The sequence below is a fragment of the Enterococcus sp. B2E4 genome (genome assembly GCF_030499455.1).
Lineage (GTDB): Bacteria > Bacillota > Bacilli > Lactobacillales > Enterococcaceae > Enterococcus_D > Enterococcus_D casseliflavus.
The window spans coordinates 679609-700451 of record NZ_JAUKPK010000001.1 but is presented as its reverse complement, the minus strand read 5'-3'; the positions used below and the strand labels follow the sequence as shown (position 1 = coordinate 700451).

General features: G+C 37.2%; 20 protein-coding genes and 2 pseudogenes. 18 read left to right on the top strand and 4 right to left on the bottom strand.

All coding sequences use genetic code 11. From position 1 onward, the window contains the following. Positions 1 to 56 precede the first annotated feature (56 nt). On the bottom strand, positions 57 to 488 hold the full coding sequence (locus Q1X33_RS03335) for an Lrp/AsnC family transcriptional regulator (RefSeq protein WP_003125427.1): 432 nt from the start codon (positions 486 to 488) through the stop codon (positions 57 to 59). Positions 489 to 646: 158 nt separating this feature from the next. Between Q1X33_RS03335 and Q1X33_RS03330 the strand changes: the two genes are divergently transcribed. From Q1X33_RS03330 to Q1X33_RS03310, 5 genes and pseudogenes are all read left to right on the top strand, one after another. Then, the gene (locus Q1X33_RS03330; protein ID WP_081117241.1) at positions 647 to 1993 is read left to right on the top strand and encodes an aspartate ammonia-lyase; all 1347 of its coding nucleotides are present in this window, start codon (positions 647 to 649) and stop codon (positions 1991 to 1993) included. A 290-nt stretch (positions 1994 to 2283) separates the two neighbouring features. After that, positions 2284 to 3474, top strand: a pseudogene (locus Q1X33_RS03325) (IS256-like element ISLgar5 family transposase). A 231-nt stretch (positions 3475 to 3705) separates the two neighbouring features. Then, positions 3706 to 4161, top strand: a complete 456-nt coding sequence (locus tag Q1X33_RS03320; RefSeq protein ID WP_225001478.1) for a GGDEF domain-containing protein — start codon at positions 3706 to 3708, stop codon at positions 4159 to 4161. Positions 4162 to 4589: 428 nt separating this feature from the next. Then, positions 4590 to 5660, top strand: a complete 1071-nt coding sequence (locus Q1X33_RS03315) for a chromate transporter (protein ID WP_005225247.1) — start codon at positions 4590 to 4592, stop codon at positions 5658 to 5660. A 769-nt stretch (positions 5661 to 6429) separates the two neighbouring features. Next, positions 6430 to 6633 (top strand): hypothetical protein, encoded by a 204-nt coding sequence (locus tag Q1X33_RS03310; protein WP_005225249.1) that lies wholly within the window; start codon positions 6430 to 6432, stop codon positions 6631 to 6633. A gap of 75 nt (positions 6634 to 6708) precedes the next feature. Here the strand turns inward: Q1X33_RS03310 and Q1X33_RS03305 are convergent, their stop codons facing one another. Continuing rightward, a complete protein-coding gene (locus Q1X33_RS03305) occupies positions 6709 to 6858 on the bottom strand; it encodes a hypothetical protein (protein ID WP_005237684.1) in 150 nt (49 codons plus the stop codon). Between the two features lie 295 nt (positions 6859 to 7153). Here Q1X33_RS03305 and Q1X33_RS03300 point away from each other — a divergent pair, with 295 nt between their 5' ends. The 8 genes and pseudogenes from Q1X33_RS03300 (at position 7154) to Q1X33_RS03265 (ending at position 11907) form a co-directional block, all read left to right on the top strand. Next, on the top strand, positions 7154 to 7354 hold the full coding sequence (locus tag Q1X33_RS03300) for a cold-shock protein (RefSeq protein ID WP_005225251.1): 201 nt from the start codon (positions 7154 to 7156) through the stop codon (positions 7352 to 7354). Between the two features lie 66 nt (positions 7355 to 7420). Next, positions 7421 to 7636, top strand: a complete 216-nt coding sequence (locus Q1X33_RS03295) for a hypothetical protein (protein ID WP_005225252.1) — start codon at positions 7421 to 7423, stop codon at positions 7634 to 7636. A 716-nt stretch (positions 7637 to 8352) separates the two neighbouring features. Further along, positions 8353 to 8880, top strand: a complete 528-nt coding sequence (locus Q1X33_RS03290; RefSeq protein WP_301969549.1) for a YfbU family protein — start codon at positions 8353 to 8355, stop codon at positions 8878 to 8880. Further along, positions 8881 to 9396 (top strand): (4Fe-4S)-binding protein, encoded by a 516-nt coding sequence (locus Q1X33_RS03285; protein ID WP_219645375.1) that lies wholly within the window; start codon positions 8881 to 8883, stop codon positions 9394 to 9396. Between the two features lie 189 nt (positions 9397 to 9585). Further along, positions 9586 to 10185, top strand: coding sequence for a tyrosine-type recombinase/integrase (locus Q1X33_RS03280; protein ID WP_005225257.1), 600 nt, complete (start codon positions 9586 to 9588; stop codon positions 10183 to 10185). A 32-nt stretch (positions 10186 to 10217) separates the two neighbouring features. Further along, entirely contained in the window at positions 10218 to 11108 is an 891-nt protein-coding gene (locus Q1X33_RS03275; protein ID WP_005231129.1) for a hypothetical protein, read from the top strand. 67 nt (positions 11109 to 11175) lie between these two features. Further along, positions 11176 to 11457 (top strand): annotated as a pseudogene (locus tag Q1X33_RS03270) (FctA domain-containing protein); the annotation flags it as partial. After that, positions 11449 to 11907, top strand: a complete 459-nt coding sequence (locus Q1X33_RS03265; RefSeq protein ID WP_260619099.1) for a collagen binding domain-containing protein — start codon at positions 11449 to 11451, stop codon at positions 11905 to 11907. The pseudogene Q1X33_RS03270 and the gene Q1X33_RS03265, both read left to right, overlap by 9 nt. Before the next feature lie 82 nt (positions 11908 to 11989). Here the strand turns inward: Q1X33_RS03265 and Q1X33_RS03260 are convergent, their stop codons facing one another. Further along, entirely contained in the window at positions 11990 to 13924 is a 1935-nt protein-coding gene (locus Q1X33_RS03260; RefSeq protein WP_060792678.1) for a BglG family transcription antiterminator, read from the bottom strand. A 247-nt stretch (positions 13925 to 14171) separates the two neighbouring features. Here Q1X33_RS03260 and Q1X33_RS03255 point away from each other — a divergent pair, with 247 nt between their 5' ends. The 5 genes from Q1X33_RS03255 (at position 14172) to Q1X33_RS03235 (ending at position 19823) form a co-directional block, all read left to right on the top strand. After that, the gene (locus tag Q1X33_RS03255) at positions 14172 to 14633 is read left to right on the top strand and encodes a PTS sugar transporter subunit IIA (RefSeq protein WP_005225261.1); all 462 of its coding nucleotides are present in this window, start codon (positions 14172 to 14174) and stop codon (positions 14631 to 14633) included. After that, entirely contained in the window at positions 14630 to 14953 is a 324-nt protein-coding gene (locus Q1X33_RS03250) for a PTS fructose transporter subunit IIB (RefSeq protein WP_005225262.1), read from the top strand. Before Q1X33_RS03255 ends, Q1X33_RS03250 begins: the two co-directional genes overlap by 4 nt. A gap of 18 nt (positions 14954 to 14971) precedes the next feature. Continuing rightward, entirely contained in the window at positions 14972 to 16072 is a 1101-nt protein-coding gene (locus tag Q1X33_RS03245) for a PTS fructose transporter subunit IIC (RefSeq protein ID WP_060792679.1), read from the top strand. Positions 16073 to 16335: 263 nt separating this feature from the next. Beyond that, the gene (mngB, locus tag Q1X33_RS03240) at positions 16336 to 19011 is read left to right on the top strand and encodes a mannosylglycerate hydrolase (protein ID WP_301969548.1); all 2676 of its coding nucleotides are present in this window, start codon (positions 16336 to 16338) and stop codon (positions 19009 to 19011) included. Between the two features lie 383 nt (positions 19012 to 19394). After that, positions 19395 to 19823: a GNAT family N-acetyltransferase gene (locus Q1X33_RS03235; RefSeq protein ID WP_005225265.1), complete on the top strand. Its 429-nt coding sequence runs from the start codon at positions 19395 to 19397 to the stop codon at positions 19821 to 19823. 84 nt (positions 19824 to 19907) lie between these two features. On the opposite strand, the gene Q1X33_RS03230 is transcribed toward Q1X33_RS03235, so the two are convergent. Further along, positions 19908 to 20735, bottom strand: a complete 828-nt coding sequence (locus Q1X33_RS03230; RefSeq protein ID WP_081117234.1) for a LysR family transcriptional regulator — start codon at positions 20733 to 20735, stop codon at positions 19908 to 19910. Positions 20736 to 20843: the final 108 nt, after the last annotated feature.

Genomic DNA, 20843 nt, shown 5'->3' with positions numbered 1-20843 from the left:
CCTGTATATAAAAAAAGCGTGCCTGTCTATGTGAGATAAGCGCGCTTTTTGGGTTTTCAGAATTGATATCCTCGAGAGGGAACTGGCGTCGAGAAAACGATTTGGGTGTTGGTTCGACCGAATTTTTGCAAGTCATTGATAAAGCTGTCCAATGATTTGGTAGAAGGGAAAACGACTTTGATTAACATTGAATAAGGGCCGGTGACACAATCACATTCCAACACATTGGGGATCGCCTGTATGAAAGGATAGAAACTTGCTTTTTGCTGTGGTTCGATCGACAGGTGGATAAATGCTTTGATCGGCAAGCCGGCTTGTTCATAGTCAATCGTCGCTTGATAATACAACAATTGCTCGGTTTCTTCTAAATGTTTTATTCGTTGGGAAACAGCAGGTGCAGTGATGAATAACGCTTCACTTAACTTTTTGATCGATAACCGACCATTTTGCTGCAACAGATTCAACAACTTTTTATCTAGTTCATCCAAATACTTTCCTCTTTTCTGTTTTTGTACTGTTTCTCTTTGTTTTTCAAAGTGAAAGGAATCAATCTCAAGGATTAACAAAGAGATGGCTGAAAAGGCTCGTGTCTTTTTCTCTTATGTGATATTTTATCACATATAATACAAAAAGGGGCGTTTAAATCATGATGAGGATCGAATCAGATACAATTGGCAGTCTACCTATATACGAGGGGGCTTATTATGGTATTCATAGTTATCGCGCAAAAGAAAATTTTGCTTTCACTGATCAAAAAGTTGATCTGACGATGATCAAACAAGTAGCACGTATCAAAGCCGCAGCTGCGCTAGCCAATCAACAATCTGGCACGCTATCCAAAGAAAAAGCACAAATCATTGTGACTGCTGCGGAAGAAATCATCATGGGCAAGTGGGATGAAGAATTTATTGTTGATACATTTCAGGGGGGAGCAGGAACATCCACCAACATGAATGTGAATGAAGTGATCGCCAATCGCGGGTTAGAATTGATGGGGCATAAGAAAGGGGAATATCAATATCTTCATCCTTTAGACGATGTCAATCAAAGCCAATCCACCAATGATGTCTATCCTAGTGCTGGGAAACTGGCTTTGCTTGTATATATTGAACAATTGGATGAAGCGCTGGTACAGTTGATTGACAGATGGCATATGAAAGCGAAAGAAGTTCAGCACGTGGCAAAAATGGGGCGAACCCAACTGCAAGAGGCGGTGCCAATGACAGTAGGGGAAAGTTTCGCTGCATATGCCCACAGTTTGACGCGTTGCCGTGAACGGCTGCACCACTTATCGGCAGAACTATTGACCTTAAATATGGGTGGGACAGCCATTGGGACAGGTCTTAATGCGTCCTATCGCTATCAAGAATACCTCTATCAAGAATTGAACCGACGTTTTCCAAGACCCTTACGGCCAGCGAATGACCTGATTGATAGTACACAGCATACCGACAGTTTCGCCTCGATTTCAGGTGGATTAAAAACGATTGCCATCACATTGAACAAAAGCGCCAATGATCTGCGTCTCTTAGCCAGCGGTCCGCGAACTGGTTTTCATGAACTCAACTTGCCAGCAAGACAAGCAGGCTCATCGATCATGCCGGGCAAAGTCAATCCAGTCATTCCAGAAGTTATCAGTCAAATTGCATTTCAAGTGATTGGAAATGACGGTGCCATCACCTTTGCGGCAGCTTCCGGAGAATTGGAATTGAATGCTTTTGAGCCGGTGATGTTCCATAATTTATTTGAATCATGTCAACTGTTGACTAAAGCGTGTCAAATTTTTGCCGATAAATGTGTGGCAGGTATTACCGTCAATGAAACAGCTTGTTTGAAAGCTGTAAATAACAGTACAGGGACTATTACAGCCCTTTCACCGCAAATTGGTTATGAAAAAGCCACTGCTTTTGTCAAAGAAGCATTGGAAAAAAATTGTTCCATCGAGGAGCTATTAAAGCAAGAAGAATTCTTGCGGACAGAAACTTATCAGTAAGGAAAAACTGAAATATCCATATACCTAAAAGCATAAAAAAAATAAAAAACTTATCTGTAGTAGGGATTTGTGTCTGGTAAAAGACACTCAATCTCGCTGAGGATAAGTTTTTTAGATTTTTGTCAATGAGTCAAACAAAAGTATGGTAATCCATCTTAAAATTTATATAGACAGAATGATATTCAGTTTAACTCAGGAGAGTGTAAAATATTTTGTGTAAATAGAAAAAAGGAAGTCCCTTCTGTAGAATAGAGTTACCACAACACATTCACAGAAGAGAGGACTTCCCTATGAACGATTTTACTACAGAAATTCTAAAGACTCTAGCGAACAAAGGCGATTTGAATGAATTATTCCGTGTCCATTTGGAGAAAGCAGTCAATACGCTTCTCAAAACGGAGTTAACAGCTTTCATAGATTACGAAAAGTATGATCGCATTGGTTGTAACACGGGTAATTCTCGTAACGGCTCCTATGACCGTACGGTCAAGACCGAGTATGGGGAACTTCATCTCCAGATTCCGCGCGACCGCAATGGTGAGTTCAAGCAACAGACTGTTCCTGCTTATAGACGGACGAATGACATGTTAGAGGAGACCGTCATTCACCTCTTCCGAAAAGGTATTACCATGTCGGAAATCGCAGACTTGATTGAGAAAATGTATGGGCATCACTACACGCCCCAAACCATGTCCAATATAACAAAATCATTTACAGAATAGGTAACGGCGTTTAAAGGGCGGGAGCTTCATGACCGTTATGCTGCTATTTATATGGACGCAACGTATATTCCGTTAAAGCGGAAAACCGTCGCCAAGGAAGCTATTCATATCGCAGTTGGCATTCGCCCGGACGGATCAAAGGAAGTATTGAGCTATGCGATTGCACCGACTGAATCCATCACGATTTGGGAGGAAATTTTATTGGACCTTCAAGAGCGCGGTTTGAAAAATGTCCTCCTGTTCATCACGGATGGCTTAAAGGGGATGGTAGGAGCGATTAGTCGGTTCTATCCCAAAGCTCGTTTTCAACATTGTTGTGTACACGTTTCCCGTAATATCAGTCACAAAGTGCGTGTCGATGATCGTAAGGAAGTCTGTGATGATTTTAAAATGGTGTATCAAGCCTCATCTAAAGAGGTGGCGTTGGAAGCACGTGGTGCTTTTGCGGAAAAATGGAAAACCAGCTATCCAAAAGTGGTTGAATCGATTCTTTCGAACGATCACTTGCTCACTTTCTATGATTTCCCCTTGGCCATACGCAAGAGTATTTATTCTACGAACTTGATTGAATCCTTTAATAAGCAAATCAAGAAATACAGCCACCGCAAGGAACAGTTCCAAAACGAAGAGTCGATGGAACGTTTCTTAGTCTCGTCTTTTGATACTTACAACCAAAAATTCCTAGGTCGCAGTCATAAAGGCTTTCAACAGGCCGAAGGCGAACTTGAACAAATGCTAAGCCAACTGATTGAGAATTAGAAACAATCTGCAGTAGGGAAGAATCATTTACACAAAATTATTGACGCTCCCCTAATGATGGCTGGATTGAATTCTATGCTCTTTTTTGAATATAAACTTACTTTTTGGGAATATCTATCTTTGTTTATAGGGTCTATAATTATTTGTATTTCTTGGCAATACTATCTAAGTACTCAAAAATAATTCTTAAAAGATATAAATAGAAAACTTATTGAGAGAAACTACGATGAATTGACGAAAGTTAAAAATCTTAGAAGCTTAAATGAAGACGTAGATAGTATGACAGATGTTGAAAAGGAAAAGCTTATTTTTGTTATGATGGATTTAGATCATTTTAAAAGAATTAATGATCACTATGGACACATTACAGGAAATCGTGCTTTAATATTCTTTTCAAAAAAAATAACAACTTTTCTTAGTGAAGCACACCAAGATCAAGTAGAGGTTTATAGATATGGAGGCGAAGAATTTTTAGTTATTTTCAAAGACAGTACATTAAAGTCTGTTCAAAAGACTATATTAAGATTTCAGGCATTCTTATTAAAAAATAAGTTGAATATTGGAGGGGAAAGAAAGATTACGCTTTATTTTTCTGCTGGCATTTCTAAGTATGATTCTTCTTTAGATGTATATGAACTCATCAATCAGGCTGATCAAGCGCTGTATGCTGCAAAAAAAAGGAGGTAGAAACACAGTTGTTGTTTATTCTTGATTTATTATGCAATTAAACATGATTTTGGCTTGATCAAGATCTCTTGGACGGTTAATTTAAAATAGTATTGTTTAACAAGGGCATTTTACTTGCTATATATAAATAATTGTTCTAAAATTTTCTAGTGTGTCTCATTAAAAGAGTAGCGGAGAAAGCAGATTGGGGAAGTCTTCTTTTTATATGTTGCTTTTATATTTATAGGTGAGTAAATCTACTGTAATGATAATATATTTATCGTTTTTCAGAAGGTTTCATCAAAGGACGCAAAGAGAAAGTTCTATTTTTCTCTTTGCGTCCTTTTCTAAACTATTTATTGGAAAGTAAAGATCTACTAAACTGAAACCAATCATTGATATAACAAATCAGCACATAACTTAATATTTCTCATGCTATTGGAGGGCTTATGGAAGAAAATAAATACATCGAGATTGTTAAAGTGTTCTCAAAACTTGGGTTCTTTGCTTTTGGTGGACCAGCTGCTCATATCGCTATGATGGAAGAAGAAGTCGTGGATAAAAGGCAATGGATGTCTAAGGAAGAGTTTCTAGATTTATTAGGATTTACTAACTTGATTCCTGGTCCAAACTCTACAGAGATGGCAATTATATTAGGTCATCGGCGTGCTGGAAAATGGGGATTATTTTTAGCAGGTATTTCATTTATTTTACCAGCAATGGTCATTGTAATGATTATAGGGCACTTTTATAAATTATATGGAGACCTTCCTAGAGTTCAAACAATTATGGAGTATATAAAGCCTGTCATTGTAGCAATTATTGTAGCAGCTCTAATAAAGCTTTTTAAAACAGCTATAAAAGATATGTCTACATTTATTGTTTTTTGCCTGTCTCTGCTTTTGGTTGTTTTTGGTGCTTCGGAACTAACTGTGTTAATAGTTGCCGCAATACTCTTACTATTAATAAAAAAAGATTGGAATTTTAAAAATTATGTCATAGAGCCATTTAGTCTCTCAATTTTATTTTTAACTTTCCTGAAAATAGGTTTACTTTTATATGGTAGTGGCTATGTATTACTTGCGTTTATCCAATCAGAATTTGTTGATAAGTTACAAGTATTGACCCAAGTTCAAATGATAGATGCCATATCTGTAGGCGAATTTACTCCTGGGCCTGTATTTACTACAGCAACTTTTATTGGATATTTACTTTTCGATATCCCAGGTGCTTTGGTAGCTACAGTAGGGATTTTTTTACCATCGTTTCTACTGGTTCTTATATTAGCACCACTATTTTCCAAGCTTAAACAATCCAATACATTTTCCAAAATGTTAATTGGTATAAATGCGGCAGCATTAGCATTGATGGCTAATGTTACCATCCAATTAGGACAAAATATATTTGTTGAATGGTATTTCATTTTAATTTTTTTTATTAGTCTATTAGGTATTCTTAAATACAAAATTAACTCTGCATTCTTCATCTTAGGGGGAATTCTATTAGGTCTATTTTTATGATTTAGATTAGATGATCTATTGATAAGAGTTTTGCATAAGAATGTTAGGGTATTTATGTATAAAAACAATAAATTTTTTTTAGGTAAGGGGTAACATACTATTGTAAAGATATCTGATGTTGAATTGAAATTTATTTGATTATGTAATATGTATTTTTAAATAGCAGAAGTGGTTAGTTAATCTCTCTTTTCGCTGAGTTTTTTATTAAGGGAAGGACGTGATTTTCCTGAAAGTTGAGAAAGAAGAATTTAAACGAGTTATTAATGACGCGTCTCACTTAGAATATAATTATATTCATCGGGATTTAGAAAAGATTACTGATCCTAACTTGAAGGACGAAGAAGTAGAGTATTTGATTTTAAATCAAATACATCACAGACTTTTAAAAAATTCACACAGATCGTTATTTGGAAATAAAATAATAATAAAAAGTATTGATGAAAAAGATTACAAGTTATTAAGATATTATGTGGAAGCATTATCGGAAAACCACTATAGAACAAAATAGTATTCCTTAAAGACTTAGGTTTCGAAAAGTTAATTATTACTTATGTGAATGGTTTTTAAATAAATGATTGCTTGGTAAAAAATGATTATGAATTCTACAATATTGATTTTAACGGATCAGAAATTATAGGGCTTTATTAACATAAAAAAAGCAATTTTTAATCTGTGATGATTGGCTTGCTAGTTTGTGATATTTTTTTAGTTAAAAGTTACTTGCATTTGCTATGTCTAACTGTAGGTAATACCATTTTGGAGGGATGATATGGAAGAAAGTGAGAGTTTTGAACAGCACTGGCTATTGTCATCTAGTATCCAACGTGTAAAATATCTGAAACTTCTTTCCGCCTATCCAAAAACTACTTGGACGGAGGAGGAAAAGAAGGTATTTCTCTGGTTGTGTCAGATGGATATCGATACACTTGAAACAATGGAGATCATTTTTAGCAAATTAGCGCACAAAAAATGAATAAGACAGCTACTCATTCTTACAAGTAGCTGCCTTTAATATGAAAAGAGCTTGGCCATTAGAGAGTTTCACTCCTTATGCTAGTTTTTCTAATTCATGTACTGCATTTTCGATTGTAGTACCGGTTGCCACTTTGGTTTCATCGTTTTTAGAAAAAACAATAAACAAGTTTAAGTTAGTGTCCAAAGTAACACGATAATCAATTGTTTTGTTAGTGAATGTCATAATACATTCTCCTCTCTCAAATAGTGACGAAAGGTAACGATAACGTTCATAGCGAAATTCTATATAGATAGTATAGCACATAAAAAATAAAACAGTGTATAGTGAGTGATAAGTTTATAAAAAAATAATATTTTTATGTAAAGTTGCAACTAAAGAGTTTGTGTGGTATACTACTTGTAGTGATAAACTTTGAAACGTATTAAGAGTGCTATACAGAAATTTATACTCTCCTTTTGCTTATCAAACAATTATTGCAACAAAACGCATTCGTAATGATGCACAAGGAGGAAATAGTATGAATAAAGGTACAGTAAAGTGGTTTAATGCAGACAAAGGTTTTGGTTTTATAACCGGAGAGAATGGTCAAGATGTCTTTGCTCATTTTTCTGCGATTCAAGCAGATGGATTCAAGTCTCTCGATGAAGGGCAAGCAGTCACTTTTGATACTGAAGAAGGTCAACGTGGTATGCAAGCCGTTAATATCTACAAAGCTTAAACGATTTTTTCAACCGTCTCAAATGCTTGAGACGGTTTTTTAAATACTCAAAAAGGGGAGATTATTATGGGTTTTGGACAATGGAAACCAATGCAACCATCCATCGAAGGAGTGGCTTTTAAAAAAAATCAACAAGTCACATTTAGATTTAGGAAAAAACAAGTCATTGGAACAATTGTAAAGTTGTTAAATAATTCAGCAGTCGTCACCTTATCAATCGCCAAGGTGACAGATACTTCTGAAAAAACAGTGATCAATTATAAAAAATTAATGGCGATTTGAATCAAGTCTCATTTATTAGCGAAGCTACCTATGTAACGATCTTAAACTTTGGATAGCTGAACGTGGAAGCTCTTATTTTTAAGGGCTTTTTTAGCTGTGCTGCAAGAACAGATGCAATAGAAGATGTTTATCCTATTTTTATGACAAAATTACTGAGTCTTTTTTCTGTTCTATATAAAAGGGGCAGTATAATATATTCTGTCGGTATTTTGGTTTGTTGGGGGACAAAATGTATTATGTAAAATCAAATCTAGAATACTATGACGTGAATTATACAGAGTATTCAGAAAATTCCTGACTTCTAAGCACTCTTTTTAAATACCACAATTGGCGTGTATCAATTTAAATCTGTATCAATAAACGTGTAAATAAGTTCTTGTTCATTTATAAATTAGGGTTATAAGTATTAGAACAAATATTGGCTGGTGTCAGAAACTTAAAAGTTTTTGATCCTTTATTTTAAAGTCCGATTTTACAGCTTTTCGGCAGCTCATTTAATTATGGTCAGAAATAGTTGCTGAAACTTTATTCTATTAGCAAAGAGTTCGGAAGGTATAAAAAGGAGACGGGTATCATTCGCCATTAACACCATAAATAATTATAAAATCCGTGTTCACCTACAATTAGATTTAATATATAATACTGGGTGTAATAGCCTATATTTTAATTTCCAAAAGTTAGGTTCTTATTGACGAACAAGAGAGGAAGAAAAATTTATGGATAAATTTCAGAGATTATCACTAATAAATCAATTTGAGTTATTAGCTAAATTTGATGACCAAAACAGATCTTATTATGAAAGAAAAATCGAAATATTGAGAGAAGGTTACGAGTATCATTACGATGATGAAATTTGGAATGAACTCTCTGATCCATTGCCTGAAGAGGATTCTCGATTTGTACTTGATGTATTGAGCATGTATAGAGATATCAATTTTAGCAAGCAAAACCTGAACTGGTCTGACAAACAGAACATTAGACTACATGCTACTTATTTCCGAGGGTTTGATTATAATGATCCCAAAGAAATAAAATTAGCATTTTATGCTAAGTTTTTTATTGAGAAGTTAGATCGATTCCCTGAGTTAGTAGAGGATAAAGAATTTGAAGGTTTCAATAGTCATCAACTAATGGCAAACACTTATAATAAATATTTATCTAATTACAAAGTAGTAAAAACCTTATCAGATTATCAGTTCGGCAATCTTTCTGTAGATCTTATAAATAGAATCTTAGGTGAGTAAATGGATAAAGTAGATACTTTGTTGAATCTTATTGCCGTCATTGCCAGTATCTTTTTTTCTATTGTCAACTATAGATTTAAAGTTGCAAGCAAAAAAAGTGAAGTAAGAGCTGAAAAGAGTAAAGAAGATACTAAAGAAATTGTAGAGAATGCAAAGAAAGAGTTGATAAGATTAAGTCGTGAAAAAGGCTGGATCCAAGAATACTCCTCTATCGAAACTGAATTAAAGAGTATGAGATCTAAACTTGAAGATTTGTTAAAGAACGATGATGAAATTAATTTTAATGGTATCGCTCCAAGAAAAATTATTCCAGAAATTAGAAAAAGCCTACTCAATATTCGTGATAGATCACATTTGCCAGGACTAAAAGGGTTTAATTTTAGCTTATTTGAAAAAGAATTAACGGAAATTGAAACTGCTGACCAAGATAAGAGAATAAATACTGTAAAGAATCTTCAGATTTTGATTTCACAACAGATTTCAACTATAAAAGAGACAACTGATTCTATTAAGTAGAATACATTGTTTTTATTACAATGCCAATGAGACACAAGCAGGTTGTGTCTCATTGGTGAAACGGGCGCTATCCATTGTGGCTCTAAGAGAAATGCACGTTTCTTTTTGAGCCTTTTTCTTTCACTCGTTTTAAATAAGACATATTACATGTTATAATGGGATTAAGTCTTATTAGAAGGAAGAGAGAAAATGAAGACAGTTGAACCTATTCGAGACAAAAAAAAGATCGATGCCATGAAAGCAATTTTGGCTTCAGGAAAATATGGCCAACGAAATTTGGTTCTTTTTTCAATCGGGATCAATACGGCGTATCGAATTTCTGATTTGCGTCAATTAAAACTGGCCGATGTGTTAGAAATTACTCGTGGCCGAGTAGTGGTAAAAGATCGACTATCAATGAAGGAACAAAAAACGGCGAAACACAATTCGGTGTACATTTCCAATAAATTGCGAAAAACGATTTTAGAATATGTGCAGCAAGAATTTCCGGAGCAGCTCCTTCAGCAGGAATTTGATCACTACTTGTTTCCAAGTCGCAAAGGAACAAACGAACCGCTCAATCGCCAAAGTCTTTGGCGAATCATTCATGATGCTGGAACTGCAATCGGGTTAAAAGATATTGGGCCGCATTCGATGCGGAAAACGTTTGGCTACTTTCTCTACAAGCAAGGAACCAAAACAGAAATCATTCAATCGCTGCTTAACCATTCCTCCCAGCGTGAAACGTTACGTTATATAGGGATCACGCAAGAAGATAAAGATACCGCAGTGAAAAGTTTAGATCTATAATTCGAGTTAACAATGGAAAGTGGAGAAATGTAATGGAATTTTTGAAAAAAAATAAAAAATTTGTAGCGTGGGCTTTGTTGGTTACACTTGTCCTAATCCCTTTATTTATTCAAGTACTTATTAATTGGGACACCATGAATAATGGATCAGATGATGGATGGTTAGGTTTTTGGGGTGGATATCTTGGATCTATTATTGGAGTCGTAGGAGCCTTAATCGTGATCCAAATCCAGTTGTCCAATGATAAGGAGCGTTTTGACAAGGAGACAAAAGCTAAAAATAAAGAGTTAGCAGAAGATAAGAAGCGCTTTGAATTACAAATTTTAGCTAGAGATAAAGAGCTAGAAGAAGAGAGAAAGGCTAGAAAATCAGAGCAAGTAGATAATACCTTCTTTAACTTGTTATTGCTTTTTAATGATCAAAAGAACACACTCTTGAAAGATAATAACCATTTTGAAGAATTAAGAGAAAGTATTTTTGATAATAGTGTTTTGGAATTAAGAAGAATGGGAATCGATAAATTATATGAGTCTAGTGATGAATTAATTTCAATTTTGGAGAACATGATTAAAGAATTCGATATTGATTTTAATTCCAGAAAAACACAATATTCTCAGAATGTTCTAGATTGTTTAAGTGCTATCAGGAAAGATTACATAAACCAGACAGCATATCTTCATAAATTTCATGTAGGTGAGGAAGACTATGAAAGTATCAAACCAGAAATCGATATGCTACAAGTAGTTTTTATGATTGAGGATGATTTAATTCAAAATATTAAAAATAAAAGGTTTGCAGAAAGACCACAAACGCTTAATTACAATTTAAATAAGCTAATTAATGAATTACAAGCTGTTTCCAGAGTCGATTTCCTTGATTCAAAATCAAAAAAGAATTTGGAAAAATTTATAGGAAAACTATGAAGGCAGTGCTGTTTTTAAAAATAGCTACAATCCCGCAAAAGGAAGTGCGGTTCTAGAAGCAAGTAAAGAATTGACTGGCAAAGCACTAAGTGCAGATGAATTTCAATTCCAGCTGTTGGACGAACAAGGGGAAGTGATTCAAACCAAGAGCAATGATGCCAACGGAAAAATTTACTTCGATGCAATCGACTATGACCAAGCAGGCACATACAAGTATACGATCCGAGAAGTCGCAGGGACAGATAGCACGATCACTTATGACCAAACAGAATACCATGTAACCGTAAATGTGGAAGACCAATCTGGACAATTAGTGGCAAGTCCAGCGTACCAAGAATCGATTATTTTCAAGAATACTTATGTATCACCAAAACTTGGGAAAGTAACTCTGAAAAAAGTAGACAGCGAAACAGGAAAACTACTGGCAAATGCAGAGTTTGAGCTGCAAGATTCGAAAGGAAATATTGTACAAAAAAACATAGTTACGAGCAAAGATGGAAAGGTTGAGATAAGTAATTTAGAAGTAGGAGAGTATCAGTTGATTGAAACCAAAGCACCGAGTGGTTATCAAATTGATAAAACACCGATCAAATTTTCAATAAATGATCGCTCCACTAATATATCGAAGCCAAAAGTGTTAGAAAAAGAAAATAAAAGGATAAAAAAATCAGACAGTGCTGCTCTGCCTAAGACAGGAGAAACTGCAGATCAACGATATGTTCTCGTTGGATTGTTTTGTATTATTGGTTTCATCTTGTTAATGATATTTAAAATTTTAAAGGTCAAGAAACAATCTTAATCTTGCATACTATGAATGAGAAAAAGAGCTATCAAATAAGATTAGTCATATCAACAAAAAGAGCTGGATTCCCCAGCTCCTTTTATAATTGCTTTATACAGCTCAAAAAGTGGTGATAGTCACTATTTTGCAGGATTGCTTGTTGAATATCTTCACGATCCATCAACTCTAATAAAAGACTATAGATTTCTTCGGTATCTTCATATTCGTCTTTTTGAATCGCAAAGAGAAAGACGAATTTAACCAAATCACCATTTCCCCAATCAACGCCGTCAGGAATGATCGCCACTGAAACGGCTGAGCGTTTTGCCATCAAGGTCATGGGATGGGGGATAGCAAGCCACTCGTTAATATTGGTCTGATTGATTGCTTCTCGTTTTTTCACACTGTCATAAAAATCTTGAGGCACAAAATCTTTTTGGTACAGTTGCTGCGCCATTTTCTTTAGTAAGGTTTCTTTATCTGCATGATTTTCATGAAGAAAAAATGCTTTTTGAAACAATGAATAGATACCATCTTTTGATTCACTGAGCGTTTCAATGAACGGTTCGATTTTGCCAATTTCTTTATCTAGCTTGGCCATGTTGATGTAAATAGAAGGAACCGAGAACTGTTCTAATGGAACGGTTGTGATCACAAAATCAATGGCAGAAAGATCACATTGTTGTAGCTCGACGTAAGAAAAGCGATCAACGACTTCGATCGTTTCTTGATAGTGCTTGATAATTTTTGCTTCAATAATACGACTCATGGCTCGACCGGTTCCGCAAACAAGGATGACGCGATGTTTATGATGATTTCTGATGGAACTCCTTTCCATAGCACCTGCGATGTGCAAAGCGATATAGCCGATCTCATCAGGAGAAAAATAAAAACCGTGTTTCAGGCTTACCGTTTCTAAATGAGTCAAACATAAATCATAAGCCTGTGGAAAAGATTTTCTGATCGTTGCCAGCAATGGATTGCTACGGCGTGCATCCATTAGATTCATGTTGATAAAGCCCTCAATATGAGATGTCAAATCGTCTATTAGCATCTTGTCTGTCTCTAACGCATAGTTTGACGTCTGTTTGATCGCAGTTAATAATTCTTCCACAATGGCTTTCGCAGTTTTCGTGGAAGAATCGCTTGCATCGCCTGTTTCAACTAAACGTGGTGCATTCATCGCAAGATAGTAAATGAAGTATTGTTTTTCTCCAGCAGTCAATTGTATATCAAATGCATGATCGATTTCTTCTAAGAAGTGACCAACAACTTTCTGGGCGTCTTCTTTGAGCGCGGGCACGTGCAAGGGAAATTCGTTGATCTGATGGCCAGCTATAAAGCGACTGATTGCTAAAGCAAAATGAGAAAGAATGTTTTTATGATAGTAGTCAGAGTCTAACAAGTCTAAGGGCGCCAGATGATTTAATGACAATTCTTGCAAGCGGGTCAGATCAATCGTATCAAACAACTCAAGTTCCATTTCCGTAAAACCCACCAAATACTCTTGGAGATCTTTTTCAATCAAAAGATCACTGATTGCTTGTCGCTTGGCGAATTCGTTACCCAAGACTTCAAAGCCAATATTTGGACGATTTACTATTTTTAATTGATAGGTCGCTAAATTGTCTCGAGCCGTTTTTAAGTATGAGTAAAAGGTGTTTTTACTAATAAATAATCGATCAAGAAAATCATCTAAGGATAAAGGGTTTTCATTCTTAAATAAAAGGAAAAGTAGATAGGCTTGTCGTTCTTCACTCGTAGTTAGAAAGGACTCGGTAGTCGACATACTTTCAGTCCACCAGTCATGAAATCGTTCTTTTGAACCAATAGACAACAAATAGCCTTGCCCTCGAATCAACTTGATGGAGGCACCCACATTTGTTAACAAATCATTCAAATTTGCAATGTCGGTCCGAACCGTTCGCTCAGAAATCGAGAAGCTTTTTGTTAACTCCTTCATTGGTAGCGGCGCCGTTTGTCTAGTTAATACTTCCATTAGATCATCTAATCGTTGATAAGCAAGTTTTGACACTTGTTTCACCTCCGTGCTCTTTCTCATCATACAATAGAAAGAATAAGAATGAAATGCTTCACCAGTACCGAAAATTTCCAGAAGAGTTGGCAATCATTTTGGAAAACGCTTTACTAATGATTGCCACTTGAATTGGAAATTTGTTGTGTTTACATCGTGAATTAGAAACCGTAAATTAAACGTGTACAGAAAATAAACCACACGAATTACGCTAATGGTTTCATAATAAAGGAAAGGAGCAGATGAGATGGATTTTCAGAAAAAAAATATTCTCTTGAATGTGGCTGTTACATCAAAAGAAGAACTGTTTCACGTAATTGCGCATCATGCCTATGAATCAGGGATCGTTACCAATGCAGCAGATACATGTGCGGCATTCATTGAACGGGAAGCACAATATTCAACCGGCTTACAAGAAGGCTTTGCTATTCCACATGCAAAAGCTGAACCCGTTTTGGAACCGACCGTTTTGTTTATTCGTTTAGAGCAAGCCATCGAATGGGAAACCTTCGATGATTCAGCAGTCAAAAATGTGTTTGCTTTGATGGTTCCTAAAAAAGATGAAGGAACGGTGCATCTGCAAATGTTGAGTCGCCTAGCAACCGCATTGCTTGAAGAGACATTCATCCAGCAGATTCAACAATCAGAAGACAAAGCTTATTTAGCAGAATTGATCAAAAAGGAAATGATGGGAGAGAAAATTGTATGAAAATAGTAGGAATTTCCGCCTGTCCAGCTGGATTGGCACATACACCGATGGCGGCAAAAGCTTTAGAAAAAGCTGGTGTGAAACTTGGCTATGAGGTCAAGATCGAACAGCAAGGCTCATTAGGGCAAGTCAATGAGATCACTGCAGCCGAAGCAAAAGAAGCGGATTTCTTGCTTTTAGCGACTGACCAAAAAGTTGTTGGGATGGAACGGTTTGAAGGAAAACCGCAAATTCGAGTAAATATCAATACGTGTATCAAGGCACCGGAAGCGGTGCTGAAGAAATGTGTAGCTGCTGTTGAACAAAGAAACGCAAACTAAAGGAAAGAGGCAAGGATGATGAAAAGAGTTCTAGCAGATTTAAAAGGCCACTTGATGAGTGGAATTAGTTTTGTACTGCCATTGATTATTGGTGCTTCACTGGTTGTTGCCATTCCGAAAATGATTGCTCTTGGTATGGGGATCACAAGCTTAGATCCTTATGCTGACACGGAAGGCTTTAAACATGCGCTTTATTTGATTGAACAAGTAGGGTGGGCAGGAATCGGCTTGATCAATACTGTCTTGGCTGGTTTTATCGCGTATTCTGTTGGAGATAAGGCTGCGCTAGGTGCCGGCTTTATCGGTGGTGCAGTCGCTTCTAGCACCAATGCTGGGTTTTTAGGGGCAGTTATTGCTGGGTTCTTAGCAGGATACTTAGTGAAGTGGGCGAAAGAACATATCAAATTACCGGAGTCGTTTGCTGGGGTGATGCCGTTGGTAATTTTACCTTTGATTGCTACATTGTCCGTAGCAATCGTCATGGGCGCCTTACTCTCTGAGCCCTTGGCGTGGATCAATACTAGTTTGGTTGAATGGATCCGAACCATGATTGAAAATGACGTTAACAAAATTTTACTGGCATTCATCATGGGGGCAATGATTGGCTCTGACTTAGGGGGACCTGTAAACAAAGCTGCTTGGATGGCAGGAAATGTGTTACTAGCGGAAGGAGTCTATTTACCAGCCATCATCGTGAACGTTGCGATTTGTGCGGTACCATTTGGATATGCCTTAGCAACTTTGTTCCACAAAAATCGATTCAACAAAGAGCTACTGGATGCTGGGCGTAATAACTTTATTATGGGGTTCATCGGAATCACAGAAGGAGCAATTCCTTTTACATTAGTCAATCCATTACGGCTTGTGCCGATCAACATGTTGGGAGGTGCAATTGCTTCTGGTTTGGGGATCGCATTAGGAATGTATGACAAAATGCCACCAGTTGGGGGAATCTACGGCTTCTTCACTGTTGGAAACGGTTGGGCGTATTTGATTGGACTATTTGCAGGAGCAGCCTTCATCGGTTTTGTCGCGCCTTTATTCGTGAATTTCAATAAGCAAGAAGAACAAACAGAAGATATTGCCCTCGATGATATTGAAGTGAGCTTTGAAAACTAAGTAACAAGGCTGATTAGCTAAATAGTAGCAAAAGAAAAGGCACGAGCAGGTGATTTTTCAAGAACGCTTTAAGGTATCTGACAAGGACAAGACTTGGGGAAGAAAACAAGAGTATTTGAAGAGAAACGATTTTCAAAATTCGAAGCATTTATGTAAGGATCAAATGATGCGTACCAGATGGTAAAAAAATTGAGAAAAATTAATAGGCACGAACGACACCCATCGTTACGTGCCTTTTTTAATCACGGGAGAGGAATGATTGAATGAAAAAAACAGTACATGTCGTACCCCACAGTCATTGGGATCGCGAATGGTATTTTACGACGAGTCGCTCGAAAATCTATTTGATGCACGATCTAAAAAACGTCATTGAACAACTAGAAAAGGATGATCCTTATGAAAGTTTCATTTTAGATGGACAGGCTTCTCTGTTAGATGATTACTTGAAATGGCGCCCACAGGACAAAGAAAGGATTCAACAACTTGTTCAACAAGGAAAATTGATCATTGGCCCATGGTACACACAAACCGATCAATTAGTGATCTCGGGAGAAAGCATTGTTCGTAATATGTTATATGGCATGAAAATTTGTGAAGCATTCGGAACCTACATGAATGTCGGCTATGTGCCAGATTCTTTCGGACAAGCAGCTAGTATGCCACAAATCTATCGTGAGTTTGGTATCACAGACACAATGTTTTGGCGCGGTGTCAGTGATGACGATGTTAAACACACAGAGTACAAATGGCGTGGAGAAGATGGTTCTGTGGTCAATGTTTACCAGATCCCAAGTGGGTACTACATTGGCGGTGCCATTCCTGAACGAGAAGCAGAATTAGCAGAGTTCTTACATCAAGAACCGTTTAAAACGACTTGGGGGCGCAGTGCAACGGATCAAGTGTATTTTCCAAATGGTTTCGACCAAGCACCAGTTAGAGAAAATCTTCCAGAATTGGTTGATCGAATGAATCAACTGTATCAGGATGAGTATGAGTTACAATTTTCAACGATCGAAAAATACATTGCTGCGGTCAAAGTACGCCATCCTGAGTTGGAAGAAATCGCTGGTGAACTGATCAACGGCAAATTGATGCGAATTCACAAAACGATTTTTTCTTCACGTCCTGATTTGAAGGCGATGAACACACAGATCCAACATTACTTAGTCAATGTCATGGAGCCTATCTTAACCATGGCTATGCAATTAGGATTTGAGTACCCCGTAGAAACAGTCATAGAGATTTGGAAGTTAATGTTTGAAAATGCGGCGCATGATTCGATCGGTTCTTGTGTTTCTGATACGACCAACGAAGATATCTATATGCGCTATAAGCAAGCGCGAGATATTTCTATGAATCTTGTCGAATTGATGTTACGACAGATTTCTACTGCAATCAACAACCCACAAGCAAAAGAAATTACTTTTACGCTTTTCAATACCTATGACACAAAACGTAATGGGGTGATCGAAGCAGAGGTTTATTTGCCGCAAAAAGATTTTGCGATCCTTGACCAGTCAGGTCAGGCGTTACCTTATACGATTTTAGAGCTTACCGACCAAACGGAGTATGTGTTGAATCAGGGGAACATATTAGATCCAGTCAAGGAGATCTATTTGCCGGAGAAAGTCTATAAAGCAAAGATTGCCATAGAAACGACTGATGTGCCGAGTATGGGGTATACCCAGCTGACAATTGATTTAAAAGGTGATACAAGCGCACCATTGCAGGAGATTACAACCAATACGATCGAAAATGAATACTATCAGATCACTGTCAATAGCAATGGCTCGTTAGATATTCTAGATAAAACCAATCAGGTGCTTTATCAAAATCAAGGGATCATTGAAGAAAATGGCGACGATGGTGATTCATTCAATTATTCACCACCTGTGAAAGATTTTGTGATTTCATCAATTGATGCGCAACCAACGATCTCGATTCAGCAATCAGCAATCTACCAAAAGATTGATGTGGTATTCACGCTGAGGGTTCCGAAGGATTTAGCTGAACGTGCAGAAAAGAAGGTCTCGGCTTCACTACCGATCCAATTGACGATCGTGTTGAAAAAACAATCGCAACAAATTGATTTCAACTTAACGGTTGAAAACCAACAAGTGGATAGTCATCGGGTATGTGTGCTATTTGATACCGGAATTGCCTCGAAATTTTCGCTGGCTGACCAACAGTTTGGCACGTTGCAGCGCCCTGTTGTGTTTGAAAAAGAAATGGCTCTTTGGGAAGCTAATAAAGAGCAATGGAATGAGCAGCCGATCGCCATAGAAACTTGTCAATCGTTTGTCGGTTTATTCGATGCATCCCATGGCGTAGCAGTCATGCCCAAGGGTGTACGTGAATATGAGATCGTGGGGAAAGCGTTTGATACGATTCGCTTAACGATTTTCCGAACCTATGGCTTCATGGGGAAAGAGAATCTACTGTATCGACCAGGGCGTGCTTCAGGAGAATCAGTGATTGCGACACCAGCTGCGCAGTGCCACAAAACGATGCATTTTGATTTCTCTGTTGCTTACTTTGCTAAAGGATTTGATCAAGCAAATGTTGCACAGAGTGCCAAACAAGCAGTAACACCGATCACTCTTTATCAATCCGCAGAATTCCTGAATTCCCGCTTGATATTTACTTTAGGACCGGTTGAACCAACCTTACCGGCAAACTTTAGTCTTTTTGAGATCAATGGCAATTTGACCCTGAGTGTATTGAAAAAAGCCGAAGATCGTCTAGGTTATATTTTGCGTCTATACAATGGGCTTTTAGATGAAGGTGGACAAGCAACGATCACATTCAACCATCCAGTGAAGTTAGTAGAAACAGTCGATTTAAAAGAAGCTACAAAAGAAGCACTGGTTGTGGAAAAGAATGTAGTCACTCTTGAAAAGATAGGCCACGCAAAATTTGTGACATTGTATGTAGAGTAATTGCTACTGAGAAAAAGTCACGCGAAGCGGCGAGTCCGCTTGTGCCATAGAAAAGTGAAAAAGGTTCGTAAGTCTTATCAAAGTATTTACGAGCCTTTTTTAATACTAATGCGAAACAGACGAGAATCTTTGTAGGTTGAATGCCAATAGCGAATGTATACCTAAGCCATCCTTTCCAAGGTATGCAAAAATCTCTCCTCTGTACGAGTTGCACGAAAGGAGGAAAGTCAGAAGGCAGCTTGTCGGTTTTCTTTTAATTCTTATTTCAATCTCAGTTTATGTAGTTTTTGGTATTTCACATCAGCGGCGCAGAACGGGCTTTCTTGACAAATAAGCATTCTAAAAATATAGTTGAGTCAAAAGCTGCAAGACAGGAGAATATCATGAAAATTAGAGCCGCAGCATTGTCTGATCATAAAGAACTAACTCATTTGTCGAAAGTACTAGGCTATCCAATCGAAGAAGAAGTATTGATCGAAGGCCTAAAGAGAATTTTAGCTGAGGAGGATCATCTCTTGCTTGTTGCCGAAATAAAGGGTAAAGCAGTTGGGATGATTGAAGCACAGCCGTATTCAACAGTTTATTCTGCTGGGCAATTTTTTAATGTCCTAGGTTTGGTAGTGGATGATCAAGTGCAAAAGCAAGGCGTTGGCGGGAAACTACTGTCGGCAATTGAAGAAGAAGCCCGACAGCGAGGAATGCAAGGCATTCGATTAAATTCGAATGTTAAACGCCATGCTGCTCACAGGTTTTATGAAAATCATGGCTACCACAGCAGTCATGAACAGAAACGGTTTATCAAGGAATTATAAAAATACAAAGACGCTGGAGGAGTGACAAACGACACTCCAGCGTCTTTTTTTGTATTCACTTTAATTGGTTCAAAAGACTAATATTTATGGAATCAATGCTAACAACAGCCGTTTAATCTCCTCATAAACCTCTCCGGTTTCCGGCGTCACACGTTGACGATTCTGAATGATAAAAAGATCACGATAGCGGTACTCTGGATCAAGTTCCTGCCAAGGCAACTCTTCTGGTAATGAAAGTTTCGAAATGATCGATTTGCCGATGTTTTGTTTTAGTAGGGACAAAATCACTTCGCTATTATTGGCTTTGATGATTTGCGGATTTAGGTGCTGTGCGTAAAGATAGGTTTCGTTAATGTAATACATCCCCGAGTCGTTTTCTCGCAAGACCCAAAAATCAGAAGCGAGGTTGCCTGCTAACACCAATTCATCGCGATAAACGAATTCTTTTTGGATCAATGGCGAAACGATTGATTTTTCGATCAGGCCGATATGGGCTTTGTTTGATTCGACGGCATCGATCACTTCTTGCGAATTCATGATTTTGATTTCAAAGGCAAATGTTGGAAATTCTGCAATCAGCTGTGCCATGATGCTAGGCAGTAAGTAAACGGCGGTGGTATTCGAACAAGCGAGCACACACGCTGTTTTAAAATTTTTGGTGTCTTTGGCTTGCGAAAAAATAGTGGACAATGAGCGGAGGGACTCGACCACACGAGGATACAAAAACTCCGCTTGGCTAGTGGGTAAAATCAATTGTTTTCCTTTACGTTCAAAAAGTTTGAAGCCAAGTTCCGCCTCTAATCGTTGGATTTGCAAGGAGATCGTTGGCTGAGTTTTATAGAGCTGTTTTGCGGCAAGACTAAAGTTTCTCGTTTCATAAACAACAATGAAGGTTTTGAGCAATTCAATCATTTTGCGGACTCCTTTATTATTAATAATATTTATAATTAGTATTTAAAAGTACAATTTTACAAATAGTTATCAGGTGATTATAGTATAAGTGTAGAGAAAAAAGAAAGC